Annotated in this window: 18 protein-coding genes and 2 pseudogenes; 10 read left to right on the top strand and 10 right to left on the bottom strand. The window is 75.3% G+C overall.

Annotated features, from left to right (window positions below; all coding sequences use genetic code 11):
* From IE330_RS31475 to IE330_RS31460, 4 genes and pseudogenes are all read right to left on the bottom strand, one after another.
* Positions 1–1,303: pseudogene (locus IE330_RS31475) on the bottom strand (hypothetical protein); the annotation flags it as partial.
* A gap of 136 nt (positions 1,304–1,439) precedes the next feature.
* Positions 1,440–2,333, bottom strand: coding sequence for a hypothetical protein (locus IE330_RS31470; RefSeq protein ID WP_190139578.1), 894 nt, complete (start codon positions 2,331–2,333; stop codon positions 1,440–1,442).
* Between the two features lie 73 nt (positions 2,334–2,406).
* Positions 2,407–3,933, bottom strand: a complete 1,527-nt coding sequence (locus IE330_RS31465) for a hypothetical protein (RefSeq protein ID WP_190139577.1) — start codon at positions 3,931–3,933, stop codon at positions 2,407–2,409.
* Positions 3,934–4,239: 306 nt separating this feature from the next.
* A complete protein-coding gene (locus IE330_RS31460) occupies positions 4,240–4,944 on the bottom strand; it encodes a GntR family transcriptional regulator (RefSeq protein ID WP_190139576.1) in 705 nt (234 codons plus the stop codon).
* A 190-nt stretch (positions 4,945–5,134) separates the two neighbouring features.
* On the opposite strand from IE330_RS31460, the gene IE330_RS31455 reads away from it, so the two are divergent.
* The 5 genes from IE330_RS31455 (at position 5,135) to IE330_RS31435 (ending at position 9,680) form a co-directional block, all read left to right on the top strand.
* A complete protein-coding gene (locus tag IE330_RS31455) occupies positions 5,135–6,436 on the top strand; it encodes an MFS transporter (protein WP_373314770.1) in 1,302 nt (433 codons plus the stop codon).
* The gene (locus IE330_RS31450) at positions 6,433–7,224 is read left to right on the top strand and encodes a putative hydro-lyase (RefSeq protein ID WP_190139574.1); all 792 of its coding nucleotides are present in this window, start codon (positions 6,433–6,435) and stop codon (positions 7,222–7,224) included. The genes IE330_RS31455 and IE330_RS31450 overlap by 4 nt, the downstream gene beginning before the upstream one ends.
* Before the next feature lie 178 nt (positions 7,225–7,402).
* On the top strand, positions 7,403–8,167 hold the full coding sequence (locus tag IE330_RS31445) for a LamB/YcsF family protein (RefSeq protein ID WP_190139573.1): 765 nt from the start codon (positions 7,403–7,405) through the stop codon (positions 8,165–8,167).
* Between the two features lie 23 nt (positions 8,168–8,190).
* Complete coding sequence (locus tag IE330_RS31440; RefSeq protein ID WP_190139580.1) at positions 8,191–8,805, top strand: 5-oxoprolinase subunit B family protein; 615 nt, start codon at positions 8,191–8,193, stop codon at positions 8,803–8,805.
* Complete coding sequence (locus IE330_RS31435) at positions 8,802–9,680, top strand: 5-oxoprolinase subunit C family protein (RefSeq protein ID WP_190139572.1); 879 nt, start codon at positions 8,802–8,804, stop codon at positions 9,678–9,680. The genes IE330_RS31440 and IE330_RS31435 overlap by 4 nt, the downstream gene beginning before the upstream one ends.
* An 8-nt stretch (positions 9,681–9,688) precedes the next feature.
* Here IE330_RS31435 and IE330_RS31430 read toward each other — a convergent pair whose 3' ends face one another.
* The 5 genes and pseudogenes from IE330_RS31430 to IE330_RS31410 form a co-directional block, all read right to left on the bottom strand.
* Positions 9,689–10,552: an SGNH/GDSL hydrolase family protein gene (locus tag IE330_RS31430; protein WP_190139571.1), complete on the bottom strand. Its 864-nt coding sequence runs from the start codon at positions 10,550–10,552 to the stop codon at positions 9,689–9,691.
* A gap of 404 nt (positions 10,553–10,956) precedes the next feature.
* Positions 10,957–12,081: pseudogene (locus tag IE330_RS31425) on the bottom strand (glycosyltransferase); the annotation flags it as partial.
* A 326-nt stretch (positions 12,082–12,407) separates the two neighbouring features.
* Entirely contained in the window at positions 12,408–13,589 is a 1,182-nt protein-coding gene (locus IE330_RS31420; protein WP_190139570.1) for a glycosyltransferase family 4 protein, read from the bottom strand.
* Positions 13,590–13,833: 244 nt separating this feature from the next.
* Positions 13,834–15,252, bottom strand: a complete 1,419-nt coding sequence (locus IE330_RS31415; protein ID WP_190139569.1) for a HEAT repeat domain-containing protein — start codon at positions 15,250–15,252, stop codon at positions 13,834–13,836.
* Between the two features lie 299 nt (positions 15,253–15,551).
* Entirely contained in the window at positions 15,552–15,944 is a 393-nt protein-coding gene (locus IE330_RS31410) for an ankyrin repeat domain-containing protein (protein WP_190139568.1), read from the bottom strand.
* A 320-nt stretch (positions 15,945–16,264) separates the two neighbouring features.
* On the opposite strand from IE330_RS31410, the gene IE330_RS31405 reads away from it, so the two are divergent.
* On the top strand, positions 16,265–16,459 hold the full coding sequence (locus tag IE330_RS31405; protein WP_190139567.1) for a hypothetical protein: 195 nt from the start codon (positions 16,265–16,267) through the stop codon (positions 16,457–16,459).
* 37 nt (positions 16,460–16,496) lie between these two features.
* Positions 16,497–18,125: a hypothetical protein gene (locus IE330_RS31400; protein WP_190139566.1), complete on the top strand. Its 1,629-nt coding sequence runs from the start codon at positions 16,497–16,499 to the stop codon at positions 18,123–18,125.
* 69 nt (positions 18,126–18,194) lie between these two features.
* Here the strand turns inward: IE330_RS31400 and IE330_RS31395 are convergent, their stop codons facing one another.
* The gene (locus IE330_RS31395) at positions 18,195–19,691 is read right to left on the bottom strand and encodes an SCO1417 family PLP biosynthesis transcription factor (RefSeq protein ID WP_190139565.1); all 1,497 of its coding nucleotides are present in this window, start codon (positions 19,689–19,691) and stop codon (positions 18,195–18,197) included.
* 214 nt (positions 19,692–19,905) lie between these two features.
* Between IE330_RS31395 and yczE the strand changes: the two genes are divergently transcribed.
* The 3 genes from yczE to IE330_RS31380 all read left to right on the top strand — a co-directional run bounded on the left by yczE (position 19,906) and on the right by IE330_RS31380 (position 21,967).
* Positions 19,906–20,508, top strand: a complete 603-nt coding sequence (gene yczE / locus IE330_RS31390) for a membrane protein YczE (RefSeq protein ID WP_190139579.1) — start codon at positions 19,906–19,908, stop codon at positions 20,506–20,508.
* Positions 20,505–21,272: a glycerophosphodiester phosphodiesterase family protein gene (locus tag IE330_RS31385; protein WP_190139564.1), complete on the top strand. Its 768-nt coding sequence runs from the start codon at positions 20,505–20,507 to the stop codon at positions 21,270–21,272. The genes yczE and IE330_RS31385 overlap by 4 nt, the downstream gene beginning before the upstream one ends.
* A gap of 320 nt (positions 21,273–21,592) precedes the next feature.
* Positions 21,593–21,967 (top strand): RNA polymerase-binding protein RbpA, encoded by a 375-nt coding sequence (locus IE330_RS31380; protein ID WP_030360404.1) that lies wholly within the window; start codon positions 21,593–21,595, stop codon positions 21,965–21,967.
* Positions 21,968–22,026: the final 59 nt, after the last annotated feature.

Raw genomic sequence — 22,026 nt, 5'->3', positions numbered from 1 at the left:
GGGCGCGCTCGGCCTCGCGGACGGCGGCGGCCACGCGCGCGGACCAGGGGGCGGCCGCCCGGTGGCGGAGCACGGCCTCGGCGGCCTGCCAGGCGGCGTGCAGGGTGCGCGCGTCGGTGAGTTCGCGGCGCTGGGCGGCGGCGGCCTTCTCGGCGACGGTGAGCGCCAGGGAGGCGTGCCGGTAGGCGAGTTCGGCGGAGATCAGGGCGGAGCGCTCACGGGCCCGCTCGGCCTCCGTGACGGTGTGGGCGGCGGCCGTGACCTGCTCGGCGAGGTCGGCGGCGCGGCCGCGCTCCTCAGTGGCGCGGGCGGACAGGCGGCGGGCGAGGGTACGGGTGCGGCGCTCGGCGCCGGCGTGCACGTCACGCGCGCGTGCCCGGGTGTCGGCGGCGTCGACGATGCGGCCGAGGAGGTCGACGGAGCCCGCGGTGAAGTCGCGTTCGGCGATGAGCTCGGCACGGCGGCCCAGCTTGTTGCCGAAGCCGTGGACGAGGTCGGCGAGGCCGTCGGTGTCGCGGGTGTCGGTGACGGCGCGCAGCAGCAGGTCGGTGAAGTCGGAGTCCTTCTTGACCGCGAACAGGCCCGCGGCCTCGCCCTCGTCGGCGTTCATCTCCCGCTGGTAGCGGAAGAGTTCGGGGTCGAGGCCGAGGTCGCCGAGGTGTTCGTTCCAGCGGTCGTGGATCTCCTCCCAGTGCACTTCGAGGTGCGGGTAGGCCTTGCCCGCCTCCGTGAGGGCGTCGCGGAAGCCCTTCATGGTGCGGCGGCGGCCCTGCGCGCCGGAGGCGCCCTCGGCGGCGGGGCGGACGGCGGTGGACTCGGCGACGGGCAGCGAGTCCAGGCTCATGCCGGGTCCGGGGCGGAAGGAGTACCAGGCCTCGGCGAACTTCCGCGGGTCGTTGGAGACCTGGCGGCCGCGCCACTCGCTGACCTTGCCGACGACGACGCACTCGCCGGTCAGCGTGTGCTGCCACTCCAGGGCGACGTGGCCGCAGTCGTCGGCCAGGAGGAACTTGCGCAGCACGCCGGAGCTGGCGCCGCCCAGGGTGTTGCGGTGGCCGGGCAGCATCACCGAGAAGATCAGCTTGAGCAGGACGGACTTGCCGCCGCCGTTCTCCAGGAAGAGCACGCCGGCGGGGGCGGGCCTGCGCGGCGGGCCGACGGGCTCCTCCTCGAAGAACTCCGCCTGCGCGGGCGCGGGGTCGGGCACCACGTCGCCGACGCCGCGCAGGTCGAGGACGGTGTCGGCGTAGCGGGCACCGGCCGGTCCGATGGAGTAGAGGCGGACCCGGGACAGCTCGTACATGGCGGCGGACTCTCGTCGTAAGTCGTCGGTCGGTCAGACGTGGGGGACGGCGGGGCGGCGGTCCGTGGCGCTCGGGGGCCGCCCTGGGGCGGGGCCCCGCGCGGGGCGTTCGCGAGCGCCGCGGCCCGGCCGGGCGTCAGGAGTGGAACGGCAGGCCCGCGTCGGCCACCAGCTCCAGGTCGTCGGTCTCGTCGGGGGGCAGGAGCGTCGCCGAGCCGTCGGTGACGGGGACGACGCCGAGCTCCAGGAGCTCGGCCATGGCGGCGCTGCCCGCCATGTCGCGGACCTGGAGCTGGTAGCGCGCGGTGGTGCGGTACGTGCCTCCGGAGTCGTCGCCGGTGCGCTGGAGGAACCCGGAGTCGGTGAGGAACGCGACGGCCTTGCCGACGATGCCGGTGGTGGACCCGGCGAGTCTGCGCGCGTCCTTGGTGGCGCCGGTGGAGCTGCGCCGCGCCCAGACGCGCCAGGCGGCCTCCAGGCCGGGGGCGTCGGTGGCCGGGTCGGTGTTCTCGCCGGCCTCCTCGGCGCGCTCCTCCAGGCGGCGGCAGGCCTGGCGGACGAACGCGTCGACCCCGTTGACCGTGACGCGGCCGATGTAGCCGTCGTCGGCGAGGTCCTCGGGGCGCGGGAAGGCCATCGTGGCGACGGCGAGGTGGGCGAGGCCGTGCAGGAACCGGTCGGTGGAGTCGGCCGCGGCGCGCCGGGCGTAGTCGCCCATGCGGACGGCGAACACGGAGTCCTCGGCGGCGGTGACCGCCATCCCCGCGCGCGGGGACACCTCAAGGACCACGAGCCCGAGGCCGGTGGCGACGGCGTCGGCGAGGCGCGCGAAGGGCGGGTCCTCGCGGTAGCGGCGCAGCAGCTCGCCGTACTCCTGGTCGCGGGCGGGCTGGAGCTTGGGCTGGAGCCCGAAGGCGACGAGCCGGGCGGCGTCGGCCGCGTCGGCGGGCGTCACGGCCGCCGGGGCCGCCGGGGCGGGGGCGGCGTCCGGCTCGCCCCACGCGGTGTGCTCTGCGGGGTGGTCGGTCACGGCTGCGGCTCCTTGCTGCGATCGGTCGTACGTACGTCTGCGGCGCTCGGGGCGGTGCCGCGCGGGCGGGGCGTCATGCCGCCTCTGTCCGGTCCGCGGCCATGCCCGCGGCGTCGAGCAGGGCCGTGCCGACGACGAGGTCGGCGCCGCCGAACTCGGGGTCGTCGAGCTCCGTGCCGTCGTCCACGGCGAACAGGAGCCGCTCCTCGCCCTGCCGATAGGCGGTGCCGACGGGCGGGCTCGCCGCGTGCACGGCGAGCAGGGCGACCAGGTACGGCAGCTCGGGGTCCTGGCGGCGGGCGTCGGCGAGCAGGCCGGAGAGCCTGCGGGGCGCGTCGGGCGGCAGGGCGAGCAGCTCCATGGCGGCGGCGAGCTGCTCCTCGCTGAAGCGGCTGTCGTCGGGGGTGGCGACGAGGTCGGGCTCGGGCATCTCCGCGCCCAGGTGCTCGCGCTCCATGGGGGGCGTCAGGAGTATGTCCACGAGGTCGCCGACGCGCACCGAGACGGGGGTGCGCAGGCCCGTCCCGTGCGTGAAGTAGGCGTCCGTGACGCGGGTGGCCCGCTCGGCGGGGAGCGGGAGCAGGGGCGCGAGGAGCTGGCCGTACAGGTCGAGGCCCGCGCGCGCGGCCGGGGTGGCGAAGGCCTGCCGGTCCTGCTCGGCGCGGAACAGGGGGCCGGCTTCGAGGAGCCGGGACTGGAGCTGGGTGTGGCGGCGGATGCAGTCCTTGACGATGTCGACGAGCTCGGCGGCGCGGCGCTTCTGCTCGGGGTCCTCGGACTCGTCGCGGGCCTTGCGGATGTTCGTCAGGATGGCGTTCTCGTGGCGGTACCGGTCGGCCACGTGGTCGAGGGCCTCGGCGATCATGTCGGGGACGGCGCGCAGCCAGTCCACCGCGCGGACGTTGCGCCGGGTGGCGTCGAGGGCCTTGCGGAGGGTCTCGGAGTACTGCACCGTGCGGTAGCGGGCCTGCTCGGCGGCGAGCTGGGCGTCGGCGAGGCGGCCGCGGCTGATGAGCACCTCCAGCTTCACCTCGGCGGCGATCTGGGCGCTGGTGACGTCCGTGTCGAGGGCGCCCACCAGGACGTTCACCGCCTCGTCGGTGGTGCGCAGGTAGACCCCGCCGCCGTATCCGGGCACTTCCTCGATGAGCTTGAAGTCGTAGTCCCGCCGGACGTACGTGCCGTCGGGGTCGAAGGTGCCGTAGACGGCGCGGAAGCCGCGGTCCACGCTGCCGACGTTGATCAGGTTCTCCAGGACCCAGCGGGCGACGCGCTCGTGCTCGGCGGCCGGGCGGTGCGGGGCCTGGGCAGCGACGCGGGGCAGCAGCCGGGCGACGATCTGCTCGTGGTCGGCGCCCGTGTCGAAGTCCATGTTCAGCGTGACGAGGTCGATGGCGGACAGGGCCACCTCCGCCATGGCGTACACCGAGTACTCGCCCGCGAGGTTGGCCTTGCGGGCGTCCAGGTCGTGCAGCGGCGCGGTGCACGCGAGCGCGCGCAGGCGCCGTGCCAGGCCCTCGTCGGCGGCCGGGCCCGGCGCGGGCCGCGGCCCCGCGCTGAGCTGGGACGGAGCGGTGTCCGGTACGGCAGGCGAAGTCACGGTGCACAGACTAGGTCCTCGGTCTGACAACGGTCGAAACGGCGCAGATCCCTGGCTTCGGCGGTGGGCTGCGCCGGGGTGCGGGGTGGCTTCGCCGGGTGCGGGGGCATCGGCCTTCGGCCTCGTCCTCAGGCGCCGGACGGGCTGGGTTCCTCGCTCTGCGCCGTCGCCTTCCGCGGGTGCGTCGTGGCTGGGCGCGCAGTTCCCCGCGCCCCTGGCCCCGCCGTCATCCGCGGATGCCTCGTGGCTGAGCGCGCAGTTCCCCGCGCCCCTGGCGGGGACCCGCCCCTGACGGGGCCCCCTGTCTCAGCGTGTCCCCAGGCCGCCTTCCGCCACTCGGCGGGCGTAGGTGTCGACCAGGCCGCTCAGTGAGTCGTCCAGGTATTCGGTCAGGAGTCGTTCGGCCTCGGTGCGGTCGCCGGACTGGAGGGCTTCCAGGAGCTGGCGGTTGCGGGCGAGGTAGGGCTCGTGCAGGCGGCGGGGGTCGTCCACCACGTGGAAGGCGAGGCGGAGTTCGGCGAAGACGCTGCGCATGACCTCGTCGGTGCGGTCGCTGCCGGCGAGCGCGACCAGCTCGCGGTGGAAGTGGATGTTGGCGGTGGACACGCCCTTCCAGTCCCGCGCGCGGGCCGCCGCCCTGCCCTCGGCGACCGCCGCGGCGAGCCCGTCGACGGCGTAGGGAGGCCGGCCGAGGCCGCGGACGACGGCGCACTCGACCAGGCGCCGCACGCGGTAGATGTCCTCGACGTCCTCGACGGTCAGGACCCGCACGAAGACGCCGCGGTTCAGCTCGTGCACGAGCAGGCGTTCGTGCGTGAGCAGCCGGAAGGCCTCGCGCAGGGTGTTGCGGGAGACACCGAGGGCGCCGCCGATGCTGTCCTCGGACAGCCGGGTCCCGGGCGGGAAGTAGCCCTCGGCGATGCGGCTCCGCAGGATGTCCGCGACCCGCTCGGCGGTGCTGGTGCGGCCCAGCAGCGCGCGGTCGTCGGCGAGACCCGTCAGTTCAGCCATGCTCAGCGATCCCCTCAGCCATGCCCGGATTCAACCGCAGGGAGAAGAACGAAACAACACGGGTATTGAGGGATCGTTGAACAATCCTCTACGTTGTCCGGCAAGCGGCTCCCGCTCCCCGCACCGCGCCGCCATGCTCAGCCCTTCAGAAGCACCCTTCCGCACCGCCCATCCCCCCTGCGAGGTGCCCGTGAGCACGACTCCACCGCCCTCTCCGACCCCCGTCGGCGACCAGCGGGACGACGTCCGAGTCCGCGACGACGGCGGCGCGTTCGGCTGGCTGCGCGCGCTCGGGCCGCGTGGCCGCCGCGCCTTCACCGGCGCGTTCGGCGGGTACGCGCTCGACTCCTACGACTACTTCACACTGCCGCTGACCATGGTCGCCCTGAAGGCGTACTTCGACCTGGACAGCGGCCAGACCGGCCTGCTCACCACCGTCACGCTGGTCGTCTCGGCGGTGGGCGGCGCCGTCGCGGGCGTGGTCGCCGACCGCATCGGCCGCGTGAAGGCCCTGCTGATCACGGTGATCACGTACGCGGTGTTCACCGTCGCCTGCGGCTTCGCGCCCAACTACGAGACGCTGCTGGTCTTCCGCGCCCTCCAGGGCCTCGGTTTCGGCGGCGAGTGGGCCGTCGGCGCCATCCTGGTCGCCGAGTACGCGAGCGCCAGGAACCGCGGCCGCACGCTCGGCGCGATCCAGAGCGCCTGGGCCGTCGGCTGGGGCCTCGCCGCGATCGTGTACACCCTGGTGTTCCAGCTCCTGGACGACGACCTGGCCTGGCGCGTGATGTTCTGGACGGGCGCGCTGCCCGCGCTGCTCGTGGTGTACGTGCGCCGCAACGTCCAGGACGCGCCGGAGGCGGCCGCCGCGCGCGAGGAGAGCGCCGACAAGGGCTCGTTCACGGCCATCTTCAAGCCGGGCCTGCTGCGCACCACGTTCTTCGCGGTGCTCCTGTCCACCGGCGTCCAGGGCGGCTACTACACGCTCGCCACCTGGGTGCCCACCTACCTGAAGGACGACCGCGGCCTCACGGTCGTCGGCACCGGCGGGTACCTCACGCTCCTGATCTCGGGTGCCTTCCTCGGCTACCTGACCGGCGGCTACCTCACCGACAAGCTGGGCCGCAAGCGCAACATCACGCTGTTCGCGTTCCTCTCCGCGGCGAGCATCGTCGCCTACACGAACATCCCGGACGGCGCCGACGGCCTTCTCCTGGTGCTCGGTTTCCCGCTGGGCTTCTGCATGTCGGCCATCTTCAGCGGCTTCGGCTCGTTCCTGAGCGAGCTGTACCCGGCCGCCGTGCGCGGCACCGGACAGGGCTTCACGTACAACACCGGGCGCGCGGTGGGCGCCGTGTTCCCCACCACCGTCGGGTTCCTCGCGGACAGTTGGGGTGTGGGCGGCGCGCTGATCTTCGGGGCGTTCGGTTACGCGCTCGCCGTCATCGCCCTCCTCGGGCTGCCCGAGACACGCGGAAGGGAACTGCTGTGACCTCTACGGAGACCCGCGACATCACCCCGGGGAAGGCCCGGGAGCGCTTCCGCGCCGGACTCAGCGTCCCCACGGCGGGCTGGGCGTCCGGTTACGCCCAGGCGAACCTGATCGCCGTCCCGGCCGACTGGGCGTACGACATGCTGCTGTTCTGCCAGCGCAACCCGAAACCCTGCCCGGTGCTCGACGTCACCGACGCGGGGGCCTGGACCACGCCGCTGGCCCCGGGCGCCGACCTGCGCACGGACCTGCCGCGCTACCGCGTGTGGGAGCACGGGGAGCTGATCGACGAGCCCACCGACGTGCTCGCCCACTGGCGCGACGACCTGGTGGCGTTCCTCATCGGGTGCAGCTTCACCTTCGAAGGGGCCCTGGCGGCGGCGGGTGTGCCGCTGCGCCACGTCGAACAGGGCCGCAACGTCTCCATGTACGTGACCGACCGCCCGTGCAGGCCCGCGGGACGGCTCCGGGGTCCCATGGTGGTCTCCATGCGGCCGGTGCCGCCCGCGCACCTGGAGGCGGCGATCCGCGAGAGCGCCCTGCTGCCCGCCGTGCACGGCTCGCCCGTCCACTGCGGGGACCCGGCCGGGCTGGGCATCGCCGACCTCGGCGAGCCCGACTTCGGCGACCCGGTGGAGGCCGAGCCCGACGACATCCCGGTGTTCTGGGCGTGCGGGGTCACACCCCAGGCGGCCGTGACGGCCTCCAGGCCGCCGTTCGCGCTCACCCACGCGCCGGGACGGATGTTCCTCACCGACGCCCGCGACGAGCAGTACAGGGTGGCCTGATACCGCCACCCCGGGGTGGCCCGGTACCGCCGGGCGCCCCCTACGGGTGTGGCTCCCCCGCGCGCGGGGACGCGGAGACGGTGCCCGCGCGCGGGGACCACGCACCGACGACCATGAACGATGAACACGCACGGCCTGCGCGGCCGGCGCACACGGACGAACAGGAGCGACCCCGTTCATGACCTGGGCCTCGATCGACCTCAACGCCGACCTCGGCGAGGGCTTCGGACGCTGGCGGCTCACCGACGACGACGAACTGCTGTCCGTCGTCACCAGCGCCAACGTGGCCTGCGGCTTCCACGCGGGCGACGCGGCCACCATGCGGCGCGTGTGCGAGCGGGCGGCCGAGCGCGGCGTGCGGGTCGGCGCGCAGGTCTCCTACCGCGACCTGGCGGGCTTCGGGCGCCGCGCGATGGACGTGCCGCCCGCGGAGCTCGCCGCGGAGGTGGCCTACCAGATCGGCGCCCTGGAGGTGTTCGCCCGCGCGGCCGGCACACGGGTGTCGTACGTGAAGCCGCACGGCGCGCTCTACAACCGGGTGGTCCACGACGCCGAGCAGGCGGGCGCCGTCGTCGAGGGCGTGCTGCTGGCCGGTGACCGGCTCCCGGTGCTCGGCCTGCCCGGCTCCCGCTTCCTGGAGACGGCGGAGCGGGCCGGGCTCCCGGTCGTCACCGAGGCCTTCGCGGACCGGGCGTACACCGACGAGGGCACCCTCGTGCCGCGCGGCGCCGACGGCGCGGTCGTCACCGACGCGGACGCCGTGGTCGCACGGTCCGTCGGGCTCGCCACGGACGGCGCCGTCACCGCCTTGAGCGGGCGGCGCATCGCGGTCCGCGCGCGCTCGCTGTGCCTGCACGGCGACACACCGGGGGCGGTGGAGCTCGCGCGGCGGGTCCGCGCGGCCCTGGAGGCGAAGGGTGCCCGGGTGGAGGCCTTCACGTGACCGGTTCCGCCACGCGCCCGGACGTGCGCGTGCTGCCCATGGGCGAGCGGGCGCTGCTCGTCGAGCTCGCCGACGGGGCCGCGGCCGAGGCCCTGCACGCCGAGCTGCTGCGCCGCCGCGCCGCCGGCGACCTCGTGGTGCGGGAGATCGTGCCCGCGGCCCGCACGGTGCTCCTGGACGGCCTCGACGACCCCGGGCGGCTCGCGGCCCGCCTGCCCTCCTGGGACGTCCCGCCGCTGCCCCCGCGCACCGAGGACGTCCTGGAACTCCCCGTGCGCTACGACGGCCCCGACCTGGCCGACGTGGCGGACGCGTGGGGGGTGCCGGTGCGGGAGGTGCCGCGCATCCACGCGGCGGCCGAGTTCCGCGTCGCCTTCTGCGGGTTCGCGCCCGGCTTCGGCTATCTGACGGGCCTCCAGAGGCTGCCCGACGTGCCGCGCCGGGCCACGCCCCGCACCACGGTGCCCGCGGGGTCCGTCGCCCTCGCCGGGCCGTACACGGGCGTGTACCCCCGCCCGTCGCCCGGCGGCTGGCAGCTCATCGGCACCACGGACGCCGTGCTGTGGGACCACACGCGTGAGCCGGCCGCGCTCCTGTCCCCCGGTGTGCGGGTCCGCTTCGTCCCGGAGGCCCGATGACGGACCGGGCCGTCGTGGTCGTACGGGCCGGGGCACTGACCACCGTGCAGGACGAGGGGCGCCCCGGCCACGCCCACCTCGGGGTGCCCCGCTCCGGGGCCCTCGACCGGCCCGCCGCCGCCCTCGTGAACCGGCTGGTCGGCAACCCCCCGGAAGCGGCCGTCCTGGAGACCACCCTCAACGGCTGCGCCCTGCGGCCCCGGTGCGCGGTCACCGTCGCGGTGGGCGGCGCGCCCTGCCCGGTGACCGTGGACGGCAGGCCCGCCCCCTGGGGCGCGCCGGTGCGGGTGCCCGCCGGGGCGCTCCTGGACGTGGGAACCGCGCTCTGCGGAGTACGCGCCTACGTCGCCCTCAGTGGCGGTGTGGCCGTCGAGCCGGTGCTCGGGAGCCGCTCCACGGACCTGCTCTCCGGCCTCGGTCCGCCGCCCCTCGCGCACGGCGCCGTCCTGCCCCTGGGCGGCGTGGGGGGCCCGCACGCGCGCGTGGACGCCGTCCCGCAGCCCGCGCCGCCGCGCGAGCTGGTGCTGCGGATGACGGCCGGGCCGCGCGCGGACTGGTTCACGCCCGGGGCCCTGCGCACGCTCACCACGCGCGCGTACCGCGTGTCCTCGGCGAGCAACCGCATCGGCCTGCGGACGGAGGGGCCCGCGCTGGAGCGCGCGGTGCGCGGCGAGCTGCCCAGCGAGGGCATGGTCCTCGGCGCGGTCCAGGTGCCGCCGGACGGCAGGCCCGTGGTGTTCCTCGCCGATCACCCCACCACGGGCGGCTACCCGGTGGTGGGCGTGGTGCGGCAGGAGGACCTGGCAGGGGCCGCGCAGGCGGTACCGGGCACCCCGGTGCGGTTCGTGGCCTCGGGGCGGGGGCCTTGGCGCTGAGCGGGCTCCTAGGGGTGCGCTTCTAGGGGTGCGCTCCTAGGGTGCGTGAGTCCGGCGAGCGCCGCCGTGACGGAGTGCGACGTCCGCACGTCCAGGCCGCCGCTCGTACCGCGCAGCCCGTGGCGCACCTCGGCGGCGGCCAGCGCGAGCAGGTGGGGCAGCAGGTCGGTGCAGCGCCGGGCCACCCAGCCCGTGCCCGCCGTGGCGAGCCACCGCAGGCTCGCCGAGCGGGTGGGCGGCGGCAGTTCGGGCTCGGTCCCGGGCGGGGCGCCCAGGGCCAGACCCTCGGCGGCGAGCAGGGCGTGGCAGCGGGCGGCGAACACCCGGTGGCCCCGTTCGCCGGGGTGCAGCCGGTCGGCGCTCCACAGGGTGCGGTCGGCGACCCACTCCTCGTCCGCGGCGTGCAGGTGCAGGGCGCCGTAGCGCTCCGACAGCGCGTGCACGACCGCGTTCACCGCCCGCTGCCGCCGGGCCAGGGGGCGGCCGAGGGCCCCCGGCAGCCCGAGCATCGCCCCGGGGTCGGGCAGGCAGGCCGTGAGCAGGACCGCCCCGCGCCCGGTCAGGGTCCGGTACACGGTGTCGAGGCGCCCGGCCACGGCGTGCACGTCGAAGGTGCTGCGCAGGGTGTCGTTGACGCCGACGACCACGGACACCAGGCCGGGCCGCGGGGTCAGGGCCGCAGGGAGCTGGCGGTGCAGGACGTCACAGGTACGGGCGCCGGTCACGGCCAGATTGCGGAAGGCCACGGGCCGCTCGGTGCTGCCAAGCCCCTCGGCCAGCAGCGCCGCCCAGCCACGCCAGGCACCGCCCACCGGGTCGCCCACGCCCGCGGTGAGCGAGTCCCCGAGGGCCACGTAGGTGAGCGCGCTCATGCGCCACCACCGGGGCCGGCGGGAGGGCCGTCGCCGGCCGGAAGGACACCGCCGAGCCCGGGGAACGGAAGGGCACGGCGGCCGGGAGCCGCGGTCGTCACGTCGGGGTCCGCGGGGAACACGTCCGGATCGGCGGGGATCGCGTGGGGGTTCGCGGGGATCACGTCGGGGCCCGCGGGGATCACATCGGGACCCGCGAAGACCGCGTCGGAATGCGCGAAGACGGCGTCGGAATGCGCGAAGACCGCGCCGGGGTTCGCGGAGAGCCCACCGGGACCCGCAGCCAGCGGACCGCGGTCTGCGGGGAGCACGTCGGGGTCCGCGCAGATCCCGCCGGAACCAGTGGCCAGCACACCGGAATCCGCGCAGAGCGCGTCGGGGTCCGCCGACAGCACATCGGGGTCCGCGTCGTGTGCCGCCAGGAACGCGGCCACCGCCGCGTCCCACCCGAAACGCTCCGCACGCGCGCGTGCCCGCTGCCGGCGGTCCCGTTCGGGCCGGGCGAGCACCGCCCTTACCGCGTCCGCGAACGCGTCCGCCGTGTCGGCGGCCGCCGCGCCCGCCCCGCCGACGATCTCCGGCAGCGCGGAGGAGGCACTGGCCACCACGGGGGTCCCGCACGCGAGCGCCTCCAGCGCCGCCAGGCCGAACGTCTCGCAGGGCCCCGGCGCCAGGCACACGTCGGCGGTGGCCTGGAGCGCCCCGAGCGCGGCACGGTCGGCGACGTGGCCGAGGAACGACACCGGCAACCGCCGCTCCCGGGCCCGCCGTTCGAGCCGGGCGCGCAGCGGCCCGTCCCCGGCGACGACGAGCACCGCCCGAACGCCCCGACCGCGCAGTGTCTCCAGCGCGTCGAGCGCCATGCCGGGACGTTTCTCCACGGACAGCCGGGAGCACATCAGCAGCAGCGCCTCGTCCCCGCGCGCGTGGCGGCCCCGTAGGCGGGTGTCCCGCAGTCCGGGGTGGCGGTCCCGAAGGTCCACACCCAGGGGCGCCCGGACGACGTTGGCGGCCCCTATGCGGACGAATTCGCGCTCCGCCCAGCGGGTGGTGCACACCACGCGCGCGTAGGCGTACGCGGTACGGGTGTTGAGGGTGTCGGCGGCGCGCCGGGCCAGGCGCGGTGGCAGCCCCCAGGTGCGCAGCACGGCGTCGGCGGCCTCGTGGGAGACCATCACGGCCGGGACCCGGGCGCGGCGCGCCCACCGCCCGGTCCAGCGGAGCGTCGTACGGTCCGACACCTCCAGGCGGTCGGGGGCCAGGCGCTCCAGGAGGCGGGTCAGGCCGTGCCGGTCGGCGAGCACGCGGTAGCCGCCCGTCCCCGGCAGCACGGGCCCGGGCAGGGTGATGACGAGGCCCTGCTCGGTATCGGCGGCCGTCGCCCGCTCCCCGGGCACGACCAGGACGGGCTCGTGCCCGGCGGCCAGATAGCCCCGGCCCAGCTCCCGCAGGGCGGTGCGGAGACCGCCCGAGGAGGGCGTCACGAAGTTGGCGAGACGCACGATGCGCAAGGGCCCGGTGTGACGCACGGGTATCGAGCCCCGGGGCCGCACGGGCGCCCGTCCCGAGGAGACCGGAGGGACCGGCGACTTCGGGGACACAGGCACCGAAGAGACCGAAGGGACTGAGAAGCCCGGGGAAGCCGGGAAGCCCGGGGAAGCCGGGAAGCCCGGGGAAGCCGGAGAACCCGGAGAGGCCGGAGAACCCGCAGGGACGGCGAAACCCGAGGAGACGGCGAAACCCGGAGAGACGGGGGAGCCCGGAGAGACAGCGAAACCCGGAGAGACGGGGAAGCCCGGAGAGACGGGGAAGCCCGGAGAGACGGGGAAGCCCGGAGAGACGGGGGAGGCCGGAGTCACGCCGCCACCGCCGTCCGCTGCGCGAGCACCTCGTCGTAGTGCCCGAGGAGCTGCTCCCCCACCGCGTCCCAGGTCCGCCCGGCGACCGCGGCGCGCCCCGCGGCGCCGTACGCCGCCCGCAGCCCGGGGTCGGCGGCCAGCACCCAGACGGCGTCCCGGAGGGCGTCGGCGTCGCCCGGCGGCACCAGGCTGCCGGTGCGCCCGGGGACGACGAGGTCGAGCGGTCCGCCGACGGCGGGCGCGATCACGGGCACCCCGCTGGCCATGGCCTCCTGCACGGTCTGGCAGAACGTCTCCAGGGGGCCGGTGTGCACGAACACGTCCAGGGACGCGAAGAGCCGGGCGAGTTCGTCCCCGGTACGGCACCCGAGCAGCCGCGCGCCCGGCAGCGCGGTCCGCAGTGCGGGCGCGCTCGGCCCGTCGCCCACCACGACCACCCGTACGCCGTCCAGGGCGCACACCCGTGACAGCAGCTCGACGTGCTTCTCCGGCGCCAGCCGTCCCACGTAGCCGACGAGGAGTTCCCCGCCGGGGGCGAGCGCGCGCCGGAGCCGGGGGTCGCGCCGCCCCGGACGGAAGCGGTCCGTGTCGACACCGCGCGGCCACAGGCGCACCCTGGGCACGCCGTGCGCCTCCAGGTCGGCGACGGCGGCGGTGGACGGCGCGAGGGTGCGGTCGGCGGCCCCGTGCACGGCCCGGATGCGCCGCCACGCAGCGGCCTCGCCCAGACCCACGTACGTACGCGCGTAGCCACCGATGTCGGTCTGGTAGACGGCGAGGGTGGGGAGACGGCGGCGCGCGGCGGCGGCCATGCCCCGGGCCCCGAGCACGAACGGGCTGGCCAGGTGGACGAGGTCGGCCCGGTGCGCGGTCAGCGCGGCGGCGAGTCGCCGTGTCGGCAGGGCCACCCTGACCTGCGGGTATCCGGGCAGCGGCAGGGACGGGACGCGAAGGACGGGACACGGCGCGAAGCCGTCGTGACCGGCGTCGGCGGTGGTTGCGGAGGCGCTGGAGGCGGTGGTGGCGGAGTCGCTGGAGGCCGTGGTGGCAGCGGTGGCGGGGGCGATGACGAGGGGGTCGTGACCGCGGGCGACGAGCTGCCGGGCGGTCTGCAGGGCGCAGTGCGACACCCCGTTGACGTCGGGCGGGAAGGATTCGGTGACGATGACGACACGCATACCGGTGTTGTCGTCAGATCGGGCGTGCCCACGTCAACGTGGATCTTTCCGGGCGAGGAACGTCCCATGAGCGTTCCGCTGCGCGCGGAGCGGTGGCCGGACGGACCCGGACGGCGGCGCCACGCCGCCACGCCACCTGGCCGCCGGACCCGCAAGCCCCGCCCTGCCCAAGCCGATCAGGCTGCCCAGGCCTCGCTCCGGACTGCCCCAGCCGCCCGGCCGGGACCGACGGCCTTCAGCGGCCTCACACAGCGGGCGCGTCCGGCCCGATCCGGCTCCGTACCGCCGACTGCACGTCGTCCTCCTCGGCGGGATCGGTGGCGAGCCGCCTGAGCTGGGCTGCGACGCGGGCGTCGCCGGTCTCGGCGTGCCGCGCGGCGACCTCACGCGTGGACTCCTCGCAGTCCCACAGGCACTCGACGGCGAACCCGGCGGCGAAGGAGGGGTCGGTCGCGGCCAGCGCCCGGGCGGCGCGGCCCCGGAGGTGGGAGGAGGCGGTCTCGCGGTAGACGTGGCGCAGGACGGGCGCCGCGCAGCCGATGCCGAGGCGCCCCGCCCCGTCGACGAGCGGCCACAGCGTCGGCGCGTCCGGCCCCTGGCCGCGTACGGCCTCGCGGAGCGCGGCGAGCACCAGGGGGCTGTCCTCTGCGCCGCCCCGGCAGGCGAGGACGCGTCCGGCGGCCGCGCCCAGCGCGTCCGGGCGTCCGGCCCACTGGCGGGCCCGCTGCACGGCGGCGGCGGAGCGCATCCGTTCGAAGGTCTCGGCGGCGACGTCCACGACGGCGGCCGACGGACTCTGCGCCGCCTCCTCCAGGAGGTCGAGCACGTCGGGGTCGCGGACGTCGGCGAGGTAGCGCAGGGCGGTGCCGCGGGCCCCGTCCGTGCCATGGCGCGCGGCGTCGAGGATCTCGGCGCGGTCCTCGGGTCCGGCGACGGCGGACAGGCAGCGGGCGGCCGGGACGTGCAGCGCGGCCCCCCGCTCCAGGCCCTCCTGGGCCCAGTCGAGCACGGCCCTGACGCTCCAGCCGGGGCGCGGCCCGGAGGGCTCCATCTGGCGCTGCCAGCGGTCGAAGGAGCCGCGCTCCTGGGCGGCGCGCACCCGGGCCCCGATCTCCGGGCGGGGATCCTCGGCCCACAGCCGCCAGGGCCGCGGCTCGAAGGCGTCCCGGACGGCGGCGGCGAGGGCGGCCTCGCCCTCGGCGTCGGCGGGGAACCGGGCGAGCACGGGGCCGGCGAGGGCGCGCAGGGCCGCGTCGTCGTCGCGCAGGGCCAGCTCGTCCAGGGCCCACGCCCAGTTCGTGCCGGTCCGCGCGTAGCGGCGGAGCATCCGCAGGGCGTCCGGGCGGTCGTAGGAGGCCAGGTGGCCGAGGACGGAGAGCGCGAGGCCGGTCCGGGTGTCGTCCGTGACCAGGACGTCCTCGGGGTCGAAGAGGTGGCGCTCGACCGCGTCGAGCTCGCCGTTCAGGTCGAGGTACAGGCGGGCGTAGTACAGGGAGCGGTTCTCCACCTGCCAGTCGTGCCGCGGGTCGTTGAGCACGCAGTGGTCGAGGGCGGAGAGCGCCTCGGCGCGGGGGGCGGTGAGCGCGTGCAGCGTGCCGTCGCCGCGGCCCCTCTGCAACAGGCCGAGCAGCGTACCGCTGGGCGCTATGACCGGTTCGAACATGGGAAACAGCCTCACATCAAGCGTCGACGCAACCGGGAATCCGCATTACCTGGCCGTGCGCCAACACGTCGGGCCGCCCGCCGTCTCTTGCTTGTCGAAGACCATTTTCCTCTGCCTCTCGTCGGTGGCCCGAGGACCCCGGGCACCAGGCCCGGGACGGGCCGATCACGGGCCACGTGCCGCGGCAGGACCTGCCCCGACGTCGCGTCCGTGAATCACGTCGTCATGATGACCCAGCGGTTCCACCCGCCGCGACCACATTTCCGGCGCCCCCGTCGCACCAGGTCGAGTACCCCCGCTCAGGCGGCCCCGAACAAGGTGAGCAGCTCCGCCTTGCCGAACATGCGTGCCGTGTCGATGGCTGACGGCGTGCCCGCGGCCGGATCGGCTCCGCCGTCGAGCAGCGCCTTGATCACGTCGTCGGCGCCCTTGAAGACGGCGCCGGCGAGCGGCGTCTGGCCCCGGTCGTTGGCGCGGTCGACGTCCGCGCCGCGCTCGACGAGGACGCGGACCGCGGGCGCGTGGCCGTGGTAGGCGGCGAGCATGAGAAGCGAGTCACCGCTGTCGTTGGTGAGGTTCGCGGGCACGCCCGCGTCGACGTAGGCGGCGAGCGCGTCGGCGTCACCGGCGCGCGCGAGATCGAAGATCTTGCCCGCCAGCTCCACGACCTCGGGGTCGGGGGCTTCACTCATGGGAGACCGCCTTTCGCTACGGGTGGGCCGGGTCCGGCGGGATCGCCGGAGCCCGTGGGTGCCCGGCCGCGGGACCCTGCGGCCGGACGAGTGAATCGACAGGGTACTGCCCGTCACGGCACATGACCGACCGCGTCCGCGGCAAAGCTCACGGCGGGCGGCACGCATCGCCCGCCCCTTCTCCGGCCCCTCCCGGCACCCCGCCGCCATTAGGGGGAAATATCATTCATTTCCCCCATTTGCGCCTCTTCTCGTATGGATACATGCTGTGAGCCTGGAAGTACTGATGGTGACTGCCCCCCTCATTCAGGAGAACTCTCATGGTCCTGTCCATCTCCGGAGTCGTGCTGCTCGGCATCATCGTCTTCCTCTTCTTCCGCAAGGACGGGCTCAAGCCGTCCCATGCGATCATCTGCGCGCTCTTCGGCTTCTTCCTCGCGGGCACCGCCATCGCGCCCGGCATCAAGGCGGGCAGCGCGAGCCTCGCCAGCCTGCTCGGCGGGATCAAGTTCTGACGGCCGAGCCCCTCACCACCGCAGCGAGGAGACCGACGTGGCCCGGCGCCCCCTCCCCCGCATCCTGAGCACCGGCACCGCCCAGATCGCCCGCGGCCGGGAGCACCTCACGCGCGGCCGCGAGCTGGCCCGGTCGGTCGCCGACGGGGCCACGGACGTCCTCCATCCGCTGATCACCATCACCCGGGGTCTCGGCCGCCTCGCCGGGGCGGGCCGCCGCAAGTGGTCCGCGACCCCCAAGGACCGGCGGGGACCGCTGCTGTTCCTCGCGACCTCCGTGATCCTGGTCGTGGCGCTCATCCCGTACGGCCCCCTGCTCGCCGCCGTCTCCCTGATGGCGGCCGCCGCCTGGACGGGCCGTCGGCCCCCCGTGGACGAGCCCTCCGCGGACGTGGAGGAGGCGCGGACCCAGCGTCTGCAGTCCCTCTACGAGGCGCTGGTGCCGTACTTCTCCGTCCCGGACGACCCGACTCCGCTGTTCACGCACGGCGGCGAGTGGGAGCCCGCCTTCCCCGCCTACGAGTTCGACGACACCGGCCGCGTGTCCCATCTGGTGGTGCGCTATCCCGCGCACTTCACGGACGTCGAGCCGGAGTCCCGCGCGCGGATCGAGCAGTTGCTGCACGCCAAGTCGGGCCGGGGGCGCGAGTACCGCTTCGAGTGGGACGAGGAGGCCAACTCCCTCATCGTGGACGTGCTGCCGCCGCTGTCCACCGGGATCGCCGCGCAGCGGTTCGTCACCGCGCCCGGCGAGGCCGTCCTGGGGTTCACCGACCCGAGCGCCGTCCAGCGCACCCTGCCCGTGACCGACGGCGGCGAGGAGCGCGACGCGCCGCCCGTGGTGTGGCGCACCGGACCCCGCTCGACCGAGCCGCACCTGCTCGCCGTGGGCCAGCCCGGCAGCGGCACCACCACGCTGCTGCGCTCCCTCGCCCTCCAGGCCCTGCTCCACGGCGACGTCGTCATCGTCGACGGCAGCGGCACCGGCGACTACGCGTGTCTGATCGGGCGCAGGGGCGTCCTGACCGTGGAGTGCGGGCTCGCCGGGGCGCTCGCGACCCTGGAGTGGGCGGCGCACGAGACGGAGCGGCGCCTGATCGCCGCCAACCGCGCGCGGCAGGCGGGCCACCCGCCGCCCGAGGACGTCAAGCGCCCGCTGTGGATCATCCTCGACCGCCCCGGCACGCTCGGCCACCTGGCCTCGGCCGACGGCCACCGCGATCCGCAGTCCCTGCTCCAGGTGCCGCTGCGGCACGGCCGGGCGGCGGGCGTCACCGTCGTCGTCGCCGAGCAGCTCGACAGCCTGGACGCCCTCAGTGACGGGGTACGCCAGCACACCCGCGCGCGCGTGGTGCTCGGCCCCGCCCCCGGTGACCAGTTGCAGGCGATCCTCGGGGCGGCGCCACCCACGACGCCCACCGCCGAGGTCCCGGCGGGCCGCGGCTACGCCCGCCTCGGCGCGGGCCGGGTGCACCGGCTCCAGGTCCCGGCGACGCCGGACCCGTACGACGACGCGACGAGCGAGGCGCACCGGCAGGCGGTCATGGAGCTGCTCCCCGAGCGCACGGCGCCCGCGGACGACGACCTGGTCCCGGCACCGGAGCCGGACACCGCCGCCGACGTGGACGCGGCGCTCACGGTGGCCCCCGCCGGCGCGGAGGGCTGACGCGGGGGCGGGAACGCCCCCGGCCTCCCCCTGGTCACGCTGGTCACAGGCGGACCGGCCCCCGGCCCCTCACGCCACGAACGGGTACGCCCCCTGCACCGCCCCGCCCGCCCCGGTCTCCACGAGCCGCGCCGCCGCCGCGAGCCGTACCGCCGCCTCGTCCGCGACCGCCCCGCCGACCGTGAAGGGCAGCCGGACGTAGCCCTCGAAGGCGCCGTCCACGCCGAAGCGGGGGCCGGAGGGCACGCGGACACCGACGCGTTCGCCGACCTCGGCGAGGCGCGAGCCGGACAGACCGCCGGTGCGCACCCACAGGGTCAGGCCGCCGCGCGGCACGTCGAACTCCCAGTCGGGCAGCTCCCGGCGCACGGCGGCCACGAGCGCGTCGCGGTTGTCCCGGGCCTGCGCCCGGCGCAGGTCCACGGCCTCCTGCCAGCCCGCGGTGGTGAGCAGCCAGTTCACGGCGAGCTGTTCAAGGACGGGGGTGCCCAGGTCGGCGTAGGCGCGGGCGGCGACCAGGCTGCGGATCACGTCGGGCGCGGCCCGCACCCAGCCGATGCGCATGCCCGCCCAGAAGGCCTTGCTGGCCGAGCCGACGGTGATCACGGTGGCGCCCGCCGGGTCGAAGGCGCAGGCGGGGCGCGGCATGGCGAGGTCGTCGAGGCGCAGTTCGCTCATCGTCTCGTCGACGACGAGGACGGTGCCCGCGGAGCGGGCCGCGTCGACGAGGCCCCGGCGCTGGTCCTCGTCGGCGAGCGCGCCGGTCGGGTTGTGGAAGTCGGCGACGACGTACGCGAGGCGCGGCGCGGCGTCGCGCAGCACCTGCCGCCACCGGTCCAGGTCCCAGCCCCGCAGCCCCTCGGCCATGGCCACGGGCACCAGGCGCGCGCCCGCCTCGCGCATGAGCTGGAGGATGTTGGCGTAGCTGGGGGACTCGACGGCGATGCGCTCGCCGCGGCCCGCGAAGAGGTGGCAGATCGCGTCGATCGCGCCCATGGCGCCGGTGGTGACCATGATCTGCTCGGGCATGGTCGGCACGCCCCGCGCGGTGTAGCGCTCGGCGAGCACGGCGCGCAGGGCGGGCAGCCCGGCCGGGTAGTCACCGTGCGTGTGCGCGTACGGCGGGAGCTCCTCCAGGGCGCCCTGGACGGCGCGGGTGAGCCAGGGCTCGGGGGCGGGCAGGGCCGCGCAGCCGAGGTCGATCATGGAGCCGACGGCTTCCGGGGGCAGGGGCTCCAGCCCGCGCGCGGGCAGCGGGTTCCCCGCCGGGACGGCGGTCCAGCTCCCCGCTCCCCTGCGGGACTCCAGGAACCCCTCGCCCCGCAGCGCCTCGTACGCGGCGGCGACCGTGGTACGGCTCACGGACAGCGCGACGGCGAGTTCCCGCTCGGCGGGCAGGCGCGCGGCCACAGGAACGCGTCCCTCTAGGACGAGGAGCCGGATGCCGTCGGCGAGGGCGCGGTAGGCGGGCGGGCGGCGGGTGCCCGCGCCCGCCGGGCGCGTCTGCTGGGAGGTGAGCAGCCGGGCGAGCTGGGCCGAGCCCACCGCCGATGTCCACTGAGCCATGATCCCAGTCCACCTTCATCGAATTGGCCATGGTTGGCGCCGTGCGCCAAGCCACAGAGTGTCATGCGTCAGGCCACCACCACCAACGGGGGACCCCTTGTCCACGGAACACGCAGATCCGTCCGTCCCGGCCCCGGCACGTCCGGGCCGCTTCACCCTCAGGCGCCCGGCCGGCGGGCACCTCGTCCGCCGCTTCGTCCAGCTCTACGCGGGTCTGGTCCTGTACGGCGTGAGCTCGGCGCTGCTGGTGCGCTCGGGCCTCGGCCTTGAGCCCTGGAACGTGCTGCACCAAGGGCTCGCCGAGCTGACCGGCATGTCGATCGGCGTGGTGACGATCTACGTGGGCGTCGCGGTACTGCTGCTGTGGATCCCGCTGCGGCAGCGCCCCGGCCTCGGCACGGTGTCGAACGTCTTCGTCGTGGGCCTGGCCATGGACGGCACGCTCGCGCTGGTGCCGGACGCGCACGGCCTGGGGCTGCGGATCCCGCTGATGGCGGCGGGCATCGTCCTCAACGGCGTGGCGACCGGCCTGTACATCGCCGCCAAGTTCGGCCCCGGCCCCCGTGACGGCCTGATGACGGGGCTGCACGAGCGCACCGGCCGCTCGATCCGGCTGATGCGCACGCTGGTGGAGGTGGCGGTGGTCGTCACGGGCTTCGCGCTGGGCGGCACCCTGGGCGTGGCCACCGTTCTGTACGCCCTCGTGATCGGGCCGCTCGCCCAGTTCTTCCTGTGCCTGTTCGCCGTCCCGGCGCCGACCGCGGGAGGCGTGGTGGCCGCCGGCGGTCCATCGGGGCGGGCGATACTGCGTCGGTGACCACGCGCGTACGCCACCCGTACCTCGACCACCCGGGGCCGATCGCCTTCGCCCACCGCGGCGGGGCGGCCGACGGCCTGGAGAACACCGCGGCGGCGTTCCGGCGCGCCGTCGAGGAGGGCTACCGCTACCTGGAGACGGACGTGCACGCCACGTCGGACGGGCGGCTCGTGGCGTTGCACGACGCCACGCTCGACCGCGTGACCGACACCGGCGGCCGGATCGCGGACCTGCCGTGGGCGCGGGTGCGCCACGCGCGCGTGGCGGGGCGGGAACCGGTGCCGCTCTTCGAAGACCTCGTGGAGGAGTTCCCCGAGGCGCGCTGGAACGTGGACGTGAAGGCCGAGCCCGCCCTGCTGCCACTGCTCGGACTGATCGAGCGCACCGGGGCCTGGGACCGGATCTGCGTCGGCTCGTTCTCCGAGGCGCGGGTGGCCCGGGCCCAGCGGCTCGCCGGGCCGCGCCTGGCGACCTCGTACGGGACGCGCGGTGTGCTGGCGCTGCGGCTGCGCTCCCTGGGGATGCCGGCGGCGCCGCGCGTCTCGGCGGTGTGCGCGCAGGTGCCCGAGGCGCAGTCGGGGGTGCGGGTGGTCGACCACCGCTTCGTCCGCGCCGTCCACGCGCGGGGGCTCCAGGTGCACGTGTGGACCGTCAACGACGCGGACCGCATGCACGCGCTGCTCGATCTGGGGGTCGACGGCATCATGACGGACCACACCCGGACGCTGCGCGACGTCCTGAAGGAGCGCGGTACCTGGGTCTGAGGCCCGGTAGGACCGACCGCGGCGGGCGACGCGGACCCTCCCGTTCCGGGGGCGGATTTAGCAACCGGCGGCGAAGGACGGTAGTGTACGCGTTTGGCCTGCCAGGCGTACCGTTACTGCGCGCTGAGCTTCGAGAGACGCTGGGTGACATCTGCTGCCAGATGTGACAAACCGGGCGCTGGTGGGTACAACAAGGGGCGGCATACGACGGCGACGCATGACCCGCTAACGGGAATCTTTACCGCCGACCGGACGTTGTCCGGAAGACGACGACAGCGACAGACCTGTCCTGTGGGCGACAAGCCCGGGAGGCACGATTCATGAGTGAGCGAGCTCTTCGCGGCACGCGCCTCGTGGTGACCAGCTACGAGACCGACCGCGGCATCGACCTGGCCCCGCGCCAGGCCGTGGAGTACGCATGCCAGAACGGACATCGTTTCGAGATGCCGTTCTCGGTGGAGGCGGAGATCCCGCCGGAGTGGGAGTGCAAGGTCTGCGGGGCCCAGGCACTTCTCGTCGACGGCGACGGACCGGAGGAGAAGAAGGGCAAGCCCGCGCGTACGCACTGGGACATGCTCATGGAGCGCCGTACTCGAGAAGAACTCGAGGAGGTTCTTGAGGAGCGCCTCGCGGTCCTCAGGTCCGGCGCGATGAACATCGCGGTACACCCGCGTGACAGCCGCAAGTCCGCTTAGGCACGCGGTTTTTCAGAAGTACGACGAGGGCCGGGGCCGCTGCTGCACGCAGCGGCCCC

The organism is Streptomyces longispororuber (assembly GCF_014656095.1).
In the GTDB taxonomy this organism is placed as follows: domain Bacteria; phylum Actinomycetota; class Actinomycetes; order Streptomycetales; family Streptomycetaceae; genus Streptomyces; species Streptomyces longispororuber.
The sequence above is the reverse complement of the archived record's forward strand: the minus strand, read 5'-3'. Positions and strand labels throughout refer to the sequence as shown.